This window comes from Variovorax sp. IB41, from assembly GCF_016405905.1.
Classification (GTDB): Bacteria; Pseudomonadota; Gammaproteobacteria; order Burkholderiales; family Burkholderiaceae_C; genus Variovorax.
Genome location: NZ_JAEFCB010000018.1, coordinates 22487 through 36901 on the forward strand (window position 1 = coordinate 22487; position 14415 = coordinate 36901).

Consider the following 14415-nt stretch of genomic DNA (forward strand, 5'->3'; position numbering starts at 1 on the left):
GGCCGACTACGCCTTTTGGGCAAATTGCCAGGCCATCTCGGCCATCGGTCTTGCGCCGCGTGCTGACGCCACGGCTTGCTCGCTCGATGCGGTACCGGCCTCGACCCGCTTCGCAATGCCCTGCAGGATCGCGGCCATGCGGAACAGGTTGTAGGCCTGATAGAAATTCCAGTCGGGCGCCAGCGCTTCGGGCGTGCTGATGCGCGTGCGCTCGCAATAGCGGCGGATGTATTCGCTCTCGGTGGGAATGCCCAGCGCCGCGACGTCCACGCCGCCGATGCCGCGGCCGGTGGTGGGCGGCATGTGCCAGGACATGCAGTGGTAGCTGAAGTCCGCCAGCGGATGGCCCAGCGTGGAGAGCTCCCAGTCGAGCACCGCGATGATCCGCGGCTCGGTGGCGTGGAACATCACGTTGTCCAGGCGGTAGTCGCCATGGACGATCGAAACCTTGCTCTCGTCGCGCGCGCTCGCCGGCATGTGGGCGGGAAACCAGTCGATCAGGCGCTCCATGGCCTCGATCGGCTGCGACAGTTCACCCGCGCCATCGGTCGATGCCTTGTACTGCTTGCTCCAGCGCCCGATCTGGCGCTCGAAGTAGTTGCCGGGCTTGCCGTAGTCGGCCAGGCCTCGCGCCGCGAAGTCGACCGTGTGCAGCGCCGCGATGACGCGGTTCATCTCGTCGTAGTAGGCCGCGCGTTCGGCGTTGCTGAAGCCGGGCAGAGACTGGTCCCAAAGGACGCGGCCCTGCATGAACTCCATCACGTAGAAGGCGCGGCCGATGACCGATTCGTCCTCGCAGAGGCAATGCATGCGCGGCACGGGCACGTCGGTGCCTTGGAGGCCACTCATGACCTTGAACTCGCGCTCCACCGCATGCGCGGAGGGCAAGAGCTTGGCGACCGGGCCGGGCTTGGCGCGCATCACGTAGCTCTGCGACGGCGTGACGAGCTTGTAGGTCGGGTTCGACTGGCCGCCCTTGAACATCTCGACCTCGAGCGGCCCCTTGAAGCCTTCGAGGTTCTTCTCGAGCCAGGCTGAGAGCACCTCGATGTCGAAGGCGTGCTGCTGCGACACCGCACGGGTGCCGACGAAGTTGGAGAAGTCCTGGCTCATGTCAGATATCCGCTTCCGAGACGCGCATGAGTGCGGCGCGATCCAGCACCACAAGGCCGCCCGGCTCGATCCGGATGGTGCCCTCGCGTTCCATGGTCTTGAGTTCCTGGTTGACCCGCTGGCGCGATGCGCCCAGCAGCTGCGCCAGTTCTTCCTGCGCCAGTTGCAGGCCGATGCGCATCTGGCTGCCGTCGTCCAGGTTGGGCACGCCGTAGCTGCGCACGAGGTGAATCAGTTGCTTGGCAAGCCGTGCGCGCAAGGGCAGGGTGTTGAGGTCTTCCACCAGCCCGAAGAGCGTGCGGATGCGGCGCGCCTGCAGCCGCATCAGCGCCTCGTACAGCTCCACGTGCGAATTGAGGATTTTCTGGAAGTCGGCCCGCGCCACGCAAAGAATGGTGCTGTCCCCATGCGCATAGGCGTCGTGCGTGCGCCGGTCCCCGTCGAACATCGCCACGTCGCCGAACCAGATGCCCGGCTCCACGTAGGTCAGCGTCACCTGCTTGCCCGAGACGGCCGTCGAGCTGACCCGCACCGCGCCCTTGGCGCAGGCAATCCAGTGTTCGGGTGGGTCGCCGCGTGCGGCGATCAGGTCGCCGTCCTTGTAGCGTTTGACGAAAGCGCATCGGAGGATGTCGTGCCGTAGCGATGGAGATAGGGAAGAAAACCAGCGACCACTGTTGATCGCTTCACGTTCTTCGATGGTAAGAATGGGGTCGTCCATTGGTCTGTCCTCTCGGCGACTGAAAAGCTGGGGGGTGTCACGGGAGCGACGCCGGAAGGCGCTACTCGTACTGCGGCGGTTTCTTGTCGAGGAACGCGGCGATGCCGATGCCCGCGTTCGCATGGTGCAGGTTGCGCACGAAATGGTCGCGCTCCTGCGACAGCTGCGCGGCCAGCGTGGCGCCGCGTGCTTCGCTCAGCAGTTCCTTGATGCTGGCCAGCGAGTTGGGCGCGCGGGCGTTGAGCTTCTTCGCCAGCGCCAGGGCGCCCGCGAGCGCCTGCCCGTTCTCGGTGAGCTCGTTCACGAGACCTGCCGCATGCAGGCGCGGCGCGTCGATGCGCTCGCCGTTCATGAGCCATTCGCTGGCCAGCTGGCGCGGCAGCTGCTGCCCGAGGTGCCAGCTCAGGCCCCCGTCGGGCGACAGTGCCACGTTGCTGTACGAGGCCGCGAACACCGCGTCGCGCGCCGCCACCACGAAGTCGCAGGCGAGAGCGAGCGAAAAGCCCGCGCCGGCCGCGGCGCCTTCGACGGCCGCGATGATCGGCTTGGGGAAAGTACGGATCGAATCGATCCAGTTGTGCAGGCCCTCGATGCTCTCGGCCTGCACCGAGCGGTCGAGTTCGCGGTTGGCCAGGAGGCGCTGCAGCGAGCCGCCGGCGCAGAACCACGCGCCTTCGCCCACGATGACGACGCTGCGGATCTCCGCGCTGCTCTCGGCGCCGTTGAGCGCCTCGATGCCCGCGGCGTAGATCTCGGGGCCCAGGGCGTTGCGCTGGGTGGGGTTGGCGATCGTCAGCACCATGGTGCTGCCTTCGCTGGTGCTCTTGAGTTCGGCGGTCATCGCTGTTTCGCGTTTCCAGTCGGTTGGTTGTCTGTTTATTCTTCTTCGTGCAGGAGGCTCAGGCCCAGCGCGCCGCGACGGCGCAGCCACGGGCTCGGGCGATAGCGCGGGTCGCCGTAGACGGTCTGCAGGTTGAACAGCACCTCCAGCATGTTGGTCGGGCCGTAGAGGTTGCCCATCGCGAGCGGGCCGCGCGGGTAGCCCAGGCCCAGCTGCACCGCCGTCTCCAGGTCGGCCGGGGAACACACGCGCTGCTGGCACATGTCGGTGGCGATGTTGACGATGGTGCCGATCACGCGCTGCGTGACGAAGCCGCCGCTGTCGCGGATCACGCTCACCGCCTTGCCGTCGCGCGCGAAGAGGGCGTGCGCGGCATCGCGGATGTCGCGGCGCGTGGCCGGGTTGGTGGCGAGCACGCGGCGCTTGGTGGCGGCGTCGTCGATCAGCATGTCGATGCCGACGGTGCGCGTGGCGTCCAGGCGCTCCACAGCCGCGACGGTGGTCACGTCGAAGCCCAGCGGGGCCACGAGGATCAGCGAATGCGGCGCGGCGGTGGCGCCGCTGTCGATCTGCGCGCCCAGGGTGTTGACGAGGCGCAGCAACTCGGCGCGGCGCGCGGCGCGCGGCGAGACCCAGACCGAGGGCGTGCCGTCGACCACGGGCGCGGGAGCCTCGGGCGTCTGCTGCATCACGCCGTCGGTGTAGCGGTAGAAGCCTTCGTTGGTCTTGCGGCCGAGCGCGCCGGCTGCCAGGCGCTGCGCGGTGATCACGCTCGGGCGGAAGCGCGGCTCCTCGAAGTACTGGTGGTAGATCGACTCCATCACCGGGTGCGACACGTCGAGCGCCGTCAGGTCCAGCAGCTCGAACGGGCCGAGGCGAAAGCCCGCCTGGTCCTTCAGGATGCGGTCGATCGTCACGAAATCGGTCACGCCTTCGCCCACGATGCGCAGCGCCTCGGTGCCGTAGCCGCGGCCCGCGTGGTTGACGATGAAGCCGGGCGTGTCCTGCGCCTGCACCGCGCTGTGGCCCATCTGCACCGCGTAGCCGGCCAGCTGCTTGCAGACCTCGGGCGCAGTCTTGAAGCCCGCCACCACCTCGACCACCTTCATGAGCGGCACGGGGTTGAAGAAGTGAAAGCCCGCAAAGCGCTCCGGATGCGCGAGCCCGGCCGCGATGGCCGTCACCGAGAGCGACGAGGTGTTGGTGACCAGCGTGGCCGTCGGGGCCACCACGGTCTCGATTTCACGGAAGAGCTTGCGCTTGACCTCGAGGTCTTCGATCACCGCCTCGATCACGAGGTCGCAGCCGGCGAGCGCCTGGATCGAATCGACGGCCTGCACGCGCGCGATCTGCGCATCGCGGGCCGCGGCGTCGAGCTTGCCCTTTTCGTGCAGCTTGTTCCATTGGGCGACGAGGGCTTCGCGTCCGCGCTCGGCGGCGCCTGCAAAGCTGTCGAGAAGCAGCACTTCGCTGCCGGCCTGCGCGGCGATCTGCGCGATCCCGCGACCCATGGCGCCGGCACCGATGAGCCCGATCCTTTTGTAGTTCACTGTCATTTGATGAAGATTTTCGCTGGTTGAGTGGTATGGGGGCCTGACGCGCAGGTGCTGGCCGAGAGCGGCTGGCGGGCGGCTGGCGAGCGTCGGCAGCCTCCGATTTTGCAATCCCGCGCGGGCGATGCGTCCCGGGTCTTACGCGGGGCCGCTTTTTTCAGGCCGGACGACGGCTGCGGTCGATGGCCACGCTCAGGCCGATGGCCAGCAACAGCAGCGCGAGGCCGACCCGGCTCATCCACGGCGCCGCATCGTTCGCGAGCAGCCAGCCGCCGAGCCCCGCGCCGACGGCTGGCCGATGTAGATGCCCGAGCTATTGAGCGCCACGGAGCCCGGCGCGAGCGCGGGCGCGAGGCCCACCAGCCGCGCCTGCTGGGCCGAGTTGGTGGCGAAGCAGCCCAGGCCCCAGGGCACGATCACCACGGCCAGCCAGGCGAGCGTGCTCGCGAACGGCCACAGGAACAGGCTCAGCGCGATCAGCGAACTCGTCAGCAGCACCATGCGGCCGGCGCCCGCACGATCGATGAAGCGGCTGACCACCATGTTGCCGATCAGCCCGAAGGCGCCGAACAGCGCCCACATCAGGCTCAGCGTGTTGGCGTCCGCGCCGAAGCTCTGCTTGAGCACGGGGCCGAAATAGCTGAACAGCACGAACTGCCCTGAGCCCTGCAGCGCCGTGACCGAGACGATGCCCATCAGCACCGGGCTGCGCAGCACGCGCGACCACGCCGCGGCCGTGAGCGCGGCGGGGCGGATGCCGGTGGGCAGCGTGAGCCAGATCGACGCCGCACTCACGATGCTGAGCATCGAGATGGCCATGAAGGCCATGCGCCAGCCGAGGTGGCCGCCGATCAGCGCACCGATGGGCAGGCCCAGCACCGAGGCCATCGACCAGCCGAGGAAGACGAAGGTGACGGCGCGCCCGCGATGTTCCGGCGGCACCAGCATGCCGGCGCAGGCCGCGGCTTGCGGCGTGAAGATCGCGGGTGCGATCACCGTGAGCATGCGCACCGGCAGCAGGGTGCCGAAGCTCGGCATGAGCGTGCAGAGGGCGTGTCCGGCGGCGTACCAGAGGAGCGTGAGGGCCAGGAGCTGGCGGCGGTCCCAGCCCGCGACGAGGGCGGCCAGGAGCGGTGCGCCGAGGCACATCACGATCGCTGCCGCGGTGATCAGCTGGCCCGCCGTCGCAGCGGTGACGGAAAGCGAGGCGCTGATTTCGTTGAGCGTGCCGGGCACCACCATCACGCCCGTGCCGATCACGAAATTGCCGGCCAGCAGCGCCCAGAGCGCGCCCCGGGGCGCTGGCCGGCTCATGGAATCACCGGCGAACCTGCAAGGCGCCGGGATTCACGATGTTGGTGGGGTTGCCCTTGATGAAGCTCACGACGTTGTCGAAAGCCTGGCCGAAGTAGCTCTCGTAGCTGTCCTGCTCCACGTAGCCGATGTGCGGTGTGCAGATGCAGTTTTCCAGGCGCAGCAGCGCGTGGCCTTGCAGCGGCGGCTCGCTCTCGAACACGTCGATGGCCGCGAGGCCCGGACGTCCGCGGTTGAGCGCGGCGAGCAGGGCATCGGCCTCGACCAGTTCGGCGCGGGAGGTGTTCACGAAGAGCGCCGTCGGCTTCATGCGCGACAGGTCTTCGAGCGTGACGAGGCCGTTGGTTTCCTCGTTGAGCCGCAGGTGCACCGAGAGCACGTCGGCCGCGGCGAAGAACTCGTGGCGGTTCTGCGCGACCTGGAAGCCGTCGGAGCGCGCCTTGGCGCAGCTCGCCTCGCGCCCCCAGATCACCACCTGCATGCCGAAGGCCTGCCCGTAGCGCGCGACCAGCTGGCCAATGCGGCCATAGCCCCAGATGCAGAGCGTCTTGCCCTTGAGCACTGAGCCGAGGCCGAAATTGGGCGGCATCGAGGCCGACTTGAGGCCCGACTGCTGCCACGCCCCGTGCTTGAGGTTGCTGATGTACTGCGGCAGCCGGCGCATGGCCGCCATGATCAGCGCCCAGGTGAGTTCGGCCGGCGCCTGCGGAGAGCCTGTGCCCTCGGCCACCGCCACGCCGCGCTCGGTGCAGGCATTGACGTCGATGTGGCCACCGACGCGCCCGGTCTGCGAAATGAGCTTGAGCTTGGGCAGCTTCTCGATCAGCTGGCGCGAGATGTGGGTGCGCTCGCGAATCAGCACGATCACATCGGCGTCCTTCAGGCGAACCGACAGTTGCCCGATGCCCTTGACCGTGTTCGTATAGACCTTGGCCGCGTACGCGTCCAGCTTGGCGGCGCAGCGCAGCTTGCGCACGGCGTCCTGGTAATCGTCGAGGATCACAATGTTCATGGCGTGCCATTGTGCCTCGCAGCATTGGGATGTCGCGCCAGTGAACGTTTGGATACCCACCCCGGGGTGCTTCTGGAGCGGTTCTCCCGGGGAAATGTCTCAGTGCAGACGGGTGGAGTGGGGCACCGAGCGCATGGTTTCCGCCGCTTCGAGCGCGGCCAGCCGGTCGAGCTCCGCGCAGACATCGGCCATGCGGCCCGAGATCACCATGCGGCTGCGGTCCTGGCTTTTTCCGTCGATCACGCGAACCACGCGCAGCGGGCGTGCCGGCGCTGTGGCGGTCGTCGTCGGTGCAGGCGCGCCTGCGGTGCGCGCGGTGCAGGCCGGGCGCACGGCCACGTAGCGCAGTCCGGCGGCGGTGTCGCCGCTGTCCCGGTGACGGGTGCGGCGGGCGGGCATCAAGCGGCTTGCAAGGGATTGCAGCGGCATCCAGAAATCAGCGATGGCGAGGAGGGCGATTCCCATGTGAACTCCAAAAAAGTCTGAGGTTGAACACAGGCAGGATTTCTTGAATCGGCCGCGACAGGGTGATGGCGACTTCGCGCCATACGCCCGCCACCTGTCGAGGCCGGATGGGTTGCTGCTGCAAGCAGGCCGCGAGGCCTACATCAGCATGGTGTTGCGGATGAGGCCGACCGCGAGGCCTTCGATTTCGAAGGGCTCGCCGGGCTGCACGATGATGGTCGGGTAGTCGGGGTTCTCGGCGTGCAGCTCAATGACCTGCTTGTTGCGCTTCAGGCGCTTGACGGTGACTTCATCGCCCAGGCGCGCGACAACGATCTGGCCGTTGCGCGCTTCCTTGGTGGCCTGCACGGCGAGCAGGTCGCCGTCCATGATGCCGGCGTCGCGCATCGACATGCCGCGCACCTTGAGCAGGTAGTCGGGCTGGCGCTGGAAGAGCGTGTTCTCGACGTAGTAGGTCTGGTCGACGTGCTCCTGCGCCAGGATGGGAGAGCCGGCCGCGACGCGACCGATGAGCGGGAGCGCCAGCTGCGCCATGCCGGGCAGCGACAGCGAGAACTGCCCGCCTTCGCGATGCCGCGTTTCGTTGAGCGAACGCAGCGCGTCGCCCTTGAGGCGAATGCCGCGGGAGGTGCCGCTGACAAGTTCGATGACGCCCTTGCGTGCCAGCGCCTGCAGGTGCTCTTCGGCGGCGTTGGCCGACTTGAACCCCAGCTCGTTGGCGATTTCGGCGCGCGTGGGCGGCGCACCGGTGCGCGCGATGGCGCTCTGGATCAAGTCGAGGATCTGCTGCTGGCGGGCGGTAAGCTTCACGGCGAACTGCATATGTGGTTCCTTGCGGCACTGGCTAGATATCCAGTACCTGTATTTTTAACCAGTTTTTGGAAGTTGACAAGTCATGGCCAATTTGCCGTTGCCCAAAGTGCGTCGCGTGGTGGTCCTGGGCACCGGCGGGACCATTGCCGGAAAGGCCTCCAGCAGCGGCGACAACATCGGCTACACCGCCGGGCAGGTGGGCGTGGCGGACCTCCTGGGCGGCATCGAGGCGCCCGAGGGCATCGCTTTACTGGCGGAGCAGGTGGCGCAGCTCGACAGCAAGGACATGTCCTTCGACATCTGGCAGAAGCTCGCGCAGCGCTGCGTGCATTGGCTCGCACAGCCCGACGTGGCCGGCGTGGTGATCACCCATGGCACCGACACGCTCGAGGAAACGGCCTTCTTCCTTCACTCGGTGCTGGCACCGGCGAAGCCCGTGGTGCTGACCTGCGCGATGCGCCCGGCCACGGCGCTCTCGCCGGACGGTCCGCAGAACGTGCGCGATGCCATCGCGGTCGCGGCCACGGTGGGCGCGCAGGGCGTGATGGCGGTGTGTGCGGGCACGGTCCACAGCGGGGTGGATGTGCAGAAGGTGCACACGTACCGGCTTGATGCCTTCGCGTCTGGCGATGCAGGGCCGATCGGCTATGTGGAAGAAGGCGTGGTGCGGCGCGTGAGAGAGTGGCCGGTTGCGCCGTCTTCTTCAGTGCCGAAGGCTCTGAATGCGTCCGGGCCTTGGCCTCGGGTCGAAGTTGTCATGAGCCATGCGGGCGCGAGCGGCGCGATCGTCGATGCGCTTCTTCGGGAGGGCGCGGAGGAACCAGTCCGCGGGCTGGTCATCGCCACCACCGGCAATGGCACCGTGCACCACGCGCTGGAAGCCGCGGCGCTCAAGGCACAGGACGCCGGCATCGCGGTGCTGCGCGCGACGCGTTGCACCAGTGGCCGCATCCTGCCGAAGCCCGATGACCGGCTGCGCGACGCAGGCGCGCTCACGCCCGTGAAGGCGCGCATCGCGCTGATGCTGGAACTGCTGGGGAAATAAATAGCCGCCCCGTCGAAGGGCGGCGGGAATCAGCTGCTCAGTGCCGCCAGGGCGCGTTGCGTGATTTCGTCGACCGTGCCGACGCCCTTGATGGCGCGGTACTTCGGCGCGGCGGCCGGATCGGCCTTGGCCCAGGCCGAGTAGTAGTCGACCAGCGGGCGCGTCTGCTGGCTGTACACGTCGAGCCGCTTGCCCACGGTTTCTTCCTTGTCGTCCTCGCGCTGGATCAGGTCTTCACCGGTCACGTCGTCCTTGCCTTCGGTCTTGGGCGGGTTGAACTTGACGTGGTAGGTGCGGCCCGATGCCGGGTGCGAGCGGCGGCCGCTCATGCGTTCGATGATGTCGCCAAAGGGCACGTCGATCTCGAGCACGTAGTCGAGCTTGACGCCCGCGGCCTTCATGGCATCGGCCTGCGGAATGGTGCGCGGGAAACCGTCGAACAGAAAACCACCGGCGCAGTCGGGCTGGGCGATGCGCTCTTTCACGAGGTTGATGATCAGGTCGTCGCTCACCAGCGCGCCAGCATCCATGACGGCCTTGGCCTGCAGTCCGAGCGGCGTGCCGGCCTTGACGGCGGCGCGCAGCATGTCGCCGGTCGAGATTTGGGGGATGCCGTATTTCTGGCAGATGAAGGCCGCTTGCGTGCCTTTGCCCGCCCCGGGCGCGCCCAGCAAAATTAGTCTCATGGTGTCCTCGGACGGTTCTTAGATTTTGTGTCACGCCCAGCGTCGGCCCGAGGGCTGGGCAAGGCGGATTTCACGTCGAGGATAGCATGCGCCTCCGTAGGGAATTCCCTCCGTGGCGCACGTCTTAAGGGGCTGGCCTGGAGGCAAAGACGGCACGCACGCGCGCCAGATCCTCGGGGGTGTCGATGCCCGGCCCGGGCGCGACATGGCTGACGTGCACCGCGATGCGATGCCCATGCCAGAGCGCCCGCAATTGCTCCAGTGCCTCGGTCGCTTCGACCGGAGCCGGCGGCAGCGACGGAAATTTCCGCACGAAGCCCGCGCGGTAGCCATAGATGCCGATGTGGCGCAGCGGCGCGGGCGTGGGCAGCACGGTCGGCGCCGCGCCGTTGGCCGAGCCATCGCGCCACCAGGGAATCGGCGCGCGGCTGAAGTACAGCGCGTTGCCCTGCGCGTCGAGCACCGCCTTCACCACGTTCGGGTTCATGAAATCGATCAGCGAGTCGATCTCGTGGGCCGCGGTGCTCATCGCCGCTTCGGGATGCAGAGCCAGCGCTGCGGCCACGGCATCGATCAGATCGGGGTCGATCAGCGGCTCGTCGCCCTGCACGTTGACGACGATTTCGTCGCCATCGAGGCCCAGTTGCTCGCACGCTTCGGCCAGCCGGTCGGTGCCGCTCGGGTGGTCTTGGCGCGTGAGGATGGCCTCGACGCCGTGCACCTTGCAGGCCGTAACGATGGAGGCATCGTCACCGGCCACGACCACGCGCGATGCGCTGGACTGGCCGGCCCGCTGCGCCACGCGCACGACCATCGGCAGGCCCGCGATATCGGCCAGGGGTTTGTTGGGCAGCCGCGTGGAGGCCAGTCGTGCCGGCACCAGGACGGTGAAGCGCACGGGGCCGGTCACAGACCCAGCTCTTCGTCGGACAGCGTGCGCGCCTCGTTCTCGAGCAGCACCGGGATGCCGTCGCGCACCGGGTAGGCCAGGCGTGCGCTGCGGGAGCACAGCTCCTGCTTCTCGGCGTTCCAGGTGAGGGGGCCCTTGGTCACGGGGCAGACGAGCAGTTCAAGCAGCTTGGTATCCATCGGTCGATGATAGCTTTGCGTCGAGCGCGGCGAAGAATTCCGGGGCAGGTTCGAAGTGCAGCGGAACGGCCAGTGCGTCCGGCGTCTTGCGCCACAGCTTGACTGCATCTTTCTCGGTGCAGAGCAGGGTGTATTCATTGCCGGGGGGGCGCTGCCACGCGTCGAAGTCGTGGTGATCGGGCAATGCGATGGTCTCGGCGAGCGTGAGGCCGCGCGCACGCAGCATCTCGAAGAATCCTTCGGGTCGCGCGATGGCCGCCAGTGCGATCAGCGGCGTGCCTGCCAGGGTCTCCAGGGGAACGCGCTTTCCGTCGCTTGCGACCGCATCCTGGGCGAGGCTGCGGGTGGCGGTGTAGCCGCCAGCAAGTGCGGGCCGCTCGCCGCTGTGGAGCACCAGGTCGCAACGACGTGGCCAGGGCTCGCGGAGCAGGCCCGCAGGCAGCAGCCAGCCGTTGCCGATGCCGCGATCGTCGAACACGCAGATCTCGATGTCGCGTGCCAGCGCCAGGTGCTGCAGGCCGTCGTCGCTCACGATCACCTGCGTGGCCGGATGCCGGGTCAACAGCGCGCGCGCGGCCTCGATGCGTTGTCGCGCAACGAAAACCGGGGCGCCCGTGGCGTGGCGAATCAGCGCTGGCTCGTCGCCGACATCATGGGGATCGCTGCCTTCGAGCACCTCGCGGCAATCGTCGGTGCGCCGGCCATAGCCGCGCGACACCACGCCGACCTGCAGGCCGCGGGCCTGCAGATGCCGGACGATGGCCATCACGACAGGTGTCTTGCCCGCACCGCCCGCAATCACGTTGCCGACGACGATCACCGGAACGGGCACGCGTTCGGTGCGAAGCCACCCCAGGCGATAGAGGCAGCCGCGCAGCGCGAAGAGCGCGCCGTAGACGAGCGACAGCGGCCACAGCAGGCACGCCAGCAGGCCGCGGTGCAGCCAGGCGTCCTGCAGCCGCCAGGCCGATGCACGCGATTCGCTGGATGCGCCCGTGCTGCTGCGGCCCTCGGATGGCACTCAATGCCCGGCTTGCGCCGTCGACTGGGCGGCGAAGGTGATCTGCATCAGGCCGGCGCGGCGCGCGGCTTCCATCACCGTGACGACGGCCTGGTGCGGGCTGCTCGCATCGGCGCTGATGATCACCACGCTGTCCTTGCCGCCCGTCGCCGCGGCGCCGAGTGCGGCAGCCACGGTGTTCACGTTGCGGTCCGCCACCGCGGCCTTGTTGACCGTGTAGCGGCCGTCGGCGGAGACAGTGACGATCACTTCCTTCGGATAGTCGCGCTGCGCGTCCACGTCCGCCGTCGGCAGCCGCAGCTGCATCTCGGTGAACTTGCTGTAGGTGGTCGACAGCATCAGGAAGATCAGGACGACCAGCAGCACGTCGATGAACGGGATCAGGTTGATCTCCGGCTCGTCGCGCGCGCCGTGGCGAAACTGCATGCGCGCTCGGCTCATTTGCGCAGCGCGTTCAGGTGGCGTGCGAACCGCTCACCCGAGAGTTCGAGGTTCAGCAGGTACTCGTCGACGCGGCTGCGGAAATAGCGCCAGAAGATCAGCGTCGGAATCGCCACGATCAGCCCGAACGCCGTGTTGTACAGCGCGATCGAGATGCCGTGCGCCAACTGCGCCGGGTTGCCCGAGCCGACAGCGCCGCTTCCGGGCGACTGCGAGCCGAAGATCTCGATCATGCCGATCACCGTGCCCAGAAGGCCCAGCAGCGGCGCGGCCGAAGCGATGGTGGCCAGTGCCGGCAGGTAGCGCTCCAGCTTGTGCGCGATGGTGCGGCCCGAAGCCTCCATGGCGGCGCGAAGGTCGTCCTCGGTGCAGCGCGGGTTGGCGTTGAGCGCCCGCAGGCCCGCGGCCAGCACCTGGCCGAGCATCGAGTTGCGTTCGAGTTTGGTCACGATGTCCGGTCCGGGAACGGACCCGCGTGAGACGGTGATGGTTTCGTCGAGCAATTTCGGCGGCAATACTTTCACGGTCTTCAGACTCGTGAAACGTTCTATAACCAGCGCGAGCGCAATAACCGAACAAGCGAGCAGCGGCCAGATCGGCCAACCCGCAGCAACAATGATGGAAAACAAGAAAATCCTCCGGCCCGTAGACTGCAAATGCGCGGCGATTATCCACCGAGCCCACCATCGGTATGTGGCTTGTTTGCGTGTCGGCAAGGACGCACAGATTCTGTGGATAACTTTGTGATTAACCTGCTTCGCAACGCGCCCGAACCCGCACAGGTGGGCCTTTCCGCTAGATCGATTGAATTTTGAGCAGTACTTTTTTGAATGAAATCAACCACTTGCACGAGAAACCGTGCGCCTGCCCTGCATGGGGGACTTCAGGCAGGGGACATCGGGTCTGTTGTGGAAGAGTGGCTTGCGGCCACTCGCACGCTTTGTGAACTTGCGTGAAACGAATTCCGCGCCCGGGCCGCGCATCTGGGCCGTCGGCGCGTTGTGCCGGGCGGTGGCCGACACGCTCGATGCCCGCTTCAATCCGGTGGCCGTGCGCGGCGAGATCTCGGGTTTTTCGCGCGCGTCGAGCGGACATTGTTACTTCTCGCTCAAGGACGAGTCCGGCCAGCTGCGATGCGCCATGTTCCGCCGTGCCGCCGGGCTGCTCGATTTTTCGCCCCGCGATGGCGACCAGGTGGAGGTGCGCGGACGTCTTGCGGTCTACGAGCCGCGCGGCGACCTGCAACTGGTCGTCGAAAGCCTGAGGCGCGCGGGGCAGGGCGCGCTGTTCGAACAATTCCTGCAACGCAAGGCGCGCCTCGAAGCCGAAGGCCTGTTCGACCCGGCGCGCAAGCGTGCGTTGCCCACCATGCCGCGCACGGTCGGTGTCGTCACTTCGCTCGGGGCGGCGGCGCTGCACGACGTCGTCACGGCCTTGCGGCGGCGCGTGCCGCACATCCCCGTCGTGCTGGCCCCGGCGGCGGTGCAGGGCGCGAATGCGCCCGCCGAGCTGGTGCGCGCGCTTCAATCGCTTTATGCGCTCGAGCCTCCGGTTGATGTGATCCTGCTGGTGCGCGGCGGTGGTTCGATTGAAGACCTCTGGGCCTTCAACGACGAGACCCTGGCGCGGACCATCGTGCAGAGCCCGGTGCCGGTGGTGAGCGGTGTCGGACACGAAACCGACTTCACCATCGCCGATTTCTGCGCCGACCTGCGTGCGCCCACGCCGACGGCCGCGGCCGAGCTCGTCAGCGCGCCGCGCGACCTGTGGCTCGGCGCGCTCGACCTGCTCGACGAGCGGCTCGGCGATGCGCTGGGCGCACGCCTCGACGTGTTGGGCCAGCGACTCGATCAGGCGGCGGGGCGTCTGGGCCGTCCGTCGAACCTGGTGGCTCGCCAGCAGCTTCGCCTGGCGCACCATGCGCAGCGTTTGCACTTTGCGGTGCTGTCGCGACGGGAGCGCCTGGCGCAGGTGCCGCGGTCGATCGCCGCGGATCTTCCTGCGAAATTCGATCGCTCACTCGTGCAGCGGCGCGATCGCCTGGAGCGCGTGGCGCTGCGTTTGCGGCTGCTTGATCCGGCGCTGGTCCTGCAGCGCGGCTACGCGTGGCTCACCGATGGCTCGGGCCGCGCGGTCGTCAGCGCAAAGAAGCTGCATGCTGGCGATGCGGTCGTTGCGCGGCTCGCGGATGGCGAAGTCGACCTGACTGTGACGCATGGAGGGAGCAACGACGGGAACACGTCCGACGCTCCTCCAAAAATTAGTTCCTAGAATCCTTTATTCCCCACAACCAACCCACGA

Annotated in this window: 15 protein-coding genes and 1 pseudogene; 2 read left to right on the forward strand and 14 right to left on the reverse strand. The window is 67.6% G+C overall.

All coding sequences use genetic code 11. From position 1 onward, the window contains the following. Positions 1 to 6 precede the first annotated feature (6 nt). The 8 genes and pseudogenes from JC881_RS25250 to lexA all read right to left on the reverse strand — a co-directional run bounded on the left by JC881_RS25250 (position 7) and on the right by lexA (position 7841). The gene (locus JC881_RS25250; RefSeq protein WP_198788465.1) at positions 7 to 1113 is read right to left on the reverse strand and encodes a phosphotransferase; all 1107 of its coding nucleotides are present in this window, start codon (positions 1111 to 1113) and stop codon (positions 7 to 9) included. 1 nt (position 1114) lies between these two features. Then, positions 1115 to 1834, reverse strand: coding sequence for a Crp/Fnr family transcriptional regulator (locus tag JC881_RS25255; RefSeq protein ID WP_042578212.1), 720 nt, complete (start codon positions 1832 to 1834; stop codon positions 1115 to 1117). Between the two features lie 61 nt (positions 1835 to 1895). After that, positions 1896 to 2675: an oxepin-CoA hydrolase, alternative type gene (locus tag JC881_RS25260; protein ID WP_198788466.1), complete on the reverse strand. Its 780-nt coding sequence runs from the start codon at positions 2673 to 2675 to the stop codon at positions 1896 to 1898. A gap of 35 nt (positions 2676 to 2710) precedes the next feature. Continuing rightward, a complete protein-coding gene (locus JC881_RS25265; protein WP_198788467.1) occupies positions 2711 to 4231 on the reverse strand; it encodes a 3-hydroxyacyl-CoA dehydrogenase in 1521 nt (506 codons plus the stop codon). A gap of 154 nt (positions 4232 to 4385) precedes the next feature. Further along, a pseudogene (locus JC881_RS25270) lies at positions 4386 to 5542 on the reverse strand (MFS transporter). A gap of 4 nt (positions 5543 to 5546) precedes the next feature. Further along, positions 5547 to 6554 (reverse strand): D-2-hydroxyacid dehydrogenase family protein, encoded by a 1008-nt coding sequence (locus JC881_RS25275; protein ID WP_198788468.1) that lies wholly within the window; start codon positions 6552 to 6554, stop codon positions 5547 to 5549. 99 nt (positions 6555 to 6653) lie between these two features. Further along, positions 6654 to 7019 carry a hypothetical protein gene (locus JC881_RS25280; RefSeq protein WP_198788469.1) on the reverse strand — a complete coding sequence of 122 codons (366 nt, stop codon included), beginning with the start codon at positions 7017 to 7019 and terminating at the stop codon, positions 6654 to 6656. A 138-nt stretch (positions 7020 to 7157) separates the two neighbouring features. After that, a complete protein-coding gene (lexA, locus tag JC881_RS25285; RefSeq protein WP_013541704.1) occupies positions 7158 to 7841 on the reverse strand; it encodes a transcriptional repressor LexA in 684 nt (227 codons plus the stop codon). A gap of 73 nt (positions 7842 to 7914) precedes the next feature. Between lexA and JC881_RS25290 the strand changes: the two genes are divergently transcribed. Further along, a complete protein-coding gene (locus JC881_RS25290) occupies positions 7915 to 8877 on the forward strand; it encodes an asparaginase (RefSeq protein WP_198788470.1) in 963 nt (320 codons plus the stop codon). A 29-nt stretch (positions 8878 to 8906) separates the two neighbouring features. Here the strand turns inward: JC881_RS25290 and adk are convergent, their stop codons facing one another. The 6 genes from adk to JC881_RS25320 form a co-directional block, all read right to left on the reverse strand. Next, the gene (adk, locus tag JC881_RS25295) at positions 8907 to 9563 is read right to left on the reverse strand and encodes an adenylate kinase (RefSeq protein WP_042578218.1); all 657 of its coding nucleotides are present in this window, start codon (positions 9561 to 9563) and stop codon (positions 8907 to 8909) included. A gap of 124 nt (positions 9564 to 9687) precedes the next feature. Continuing rightward, the gene (kdsB, locus tag JC881_RS25300; protein WP_198788548.1) at positions 9688 to 10461 is read right to left on the reverse strand and encodes a 3-deoxy-manno-octulosonate cytidylyltransferase; all 774 of its coding nucleotides are present in this window, start codon (positions 10459 to 10461) and stop codon (positions 9688 to 9690) included. Positions 10462 to 10469: 8 nt separating this feature from the next. After that, a complete protein-coding gene (locus JC881_RS25305; RefSeq protein WP_013541700.1) occupies positions 10470 to 10652 on the reverse strand; it encodes a Trm112 family protein in 183 nt (60 codons plus the stop codon). After that, on the reverse strand, positions 10633 to 11673 hold the full coding sequence (lpxK, locus tag JC881_RS25310) for a tetraacyldisaccharide 4'-kinase (protein ID WP_198788471.1): 1041 nt from the start codon (positions 11671 to 11673) through the stop codon (positions 10633 to 10635). The genes JC881_RS25305 and lpxK overlap by 20 nt, the downstream gene beginning before the upstream one ends. Then, a complete protein-coding gene (locus JC881_RS25315) occupies positions 11674 to 12099 on the reverse strand; it encodes an ExbD/TolR family protein (protein WP_443083375.1) in 426 nt (141 codons plus the stop codon). It abuts the gene before it with no gap. Between the two features lie 11 nt (positions 12100 to 12110). Beyond that, positions 12111 to 12743 carry a MotA/TolQ/ExbB proton channel family protein gene (locus JC881_RS25320; RefSeq protein WP_093433040.1) on the reverse strand — a complete coding sequence of 211 codons (633 nt, stop codon included), beginning with the start codon at positions 12741 to 12743 and terminating at the stop codon, positions 12111 to 12113. 313 nt (positions 12744 to 13056) lie between these two features. Between JC881_RS25320 and xseA the strand changes: the two genes are divergently transcribed. Then, on the forward strand, positions 13057 to 14385 hold the full coding sequence (gene xseA / locus JC881_RS25325) for an exodeoxyribonuclease VII large subunit (protein WP_198788549.1): 1329 nt from the start codon (positions 13057 to 13059) through the stop codon (positions 14383 to 14385). The last annotated feature ends 30 nt before the right edge of the window (positions 14386 to 14415 follow it).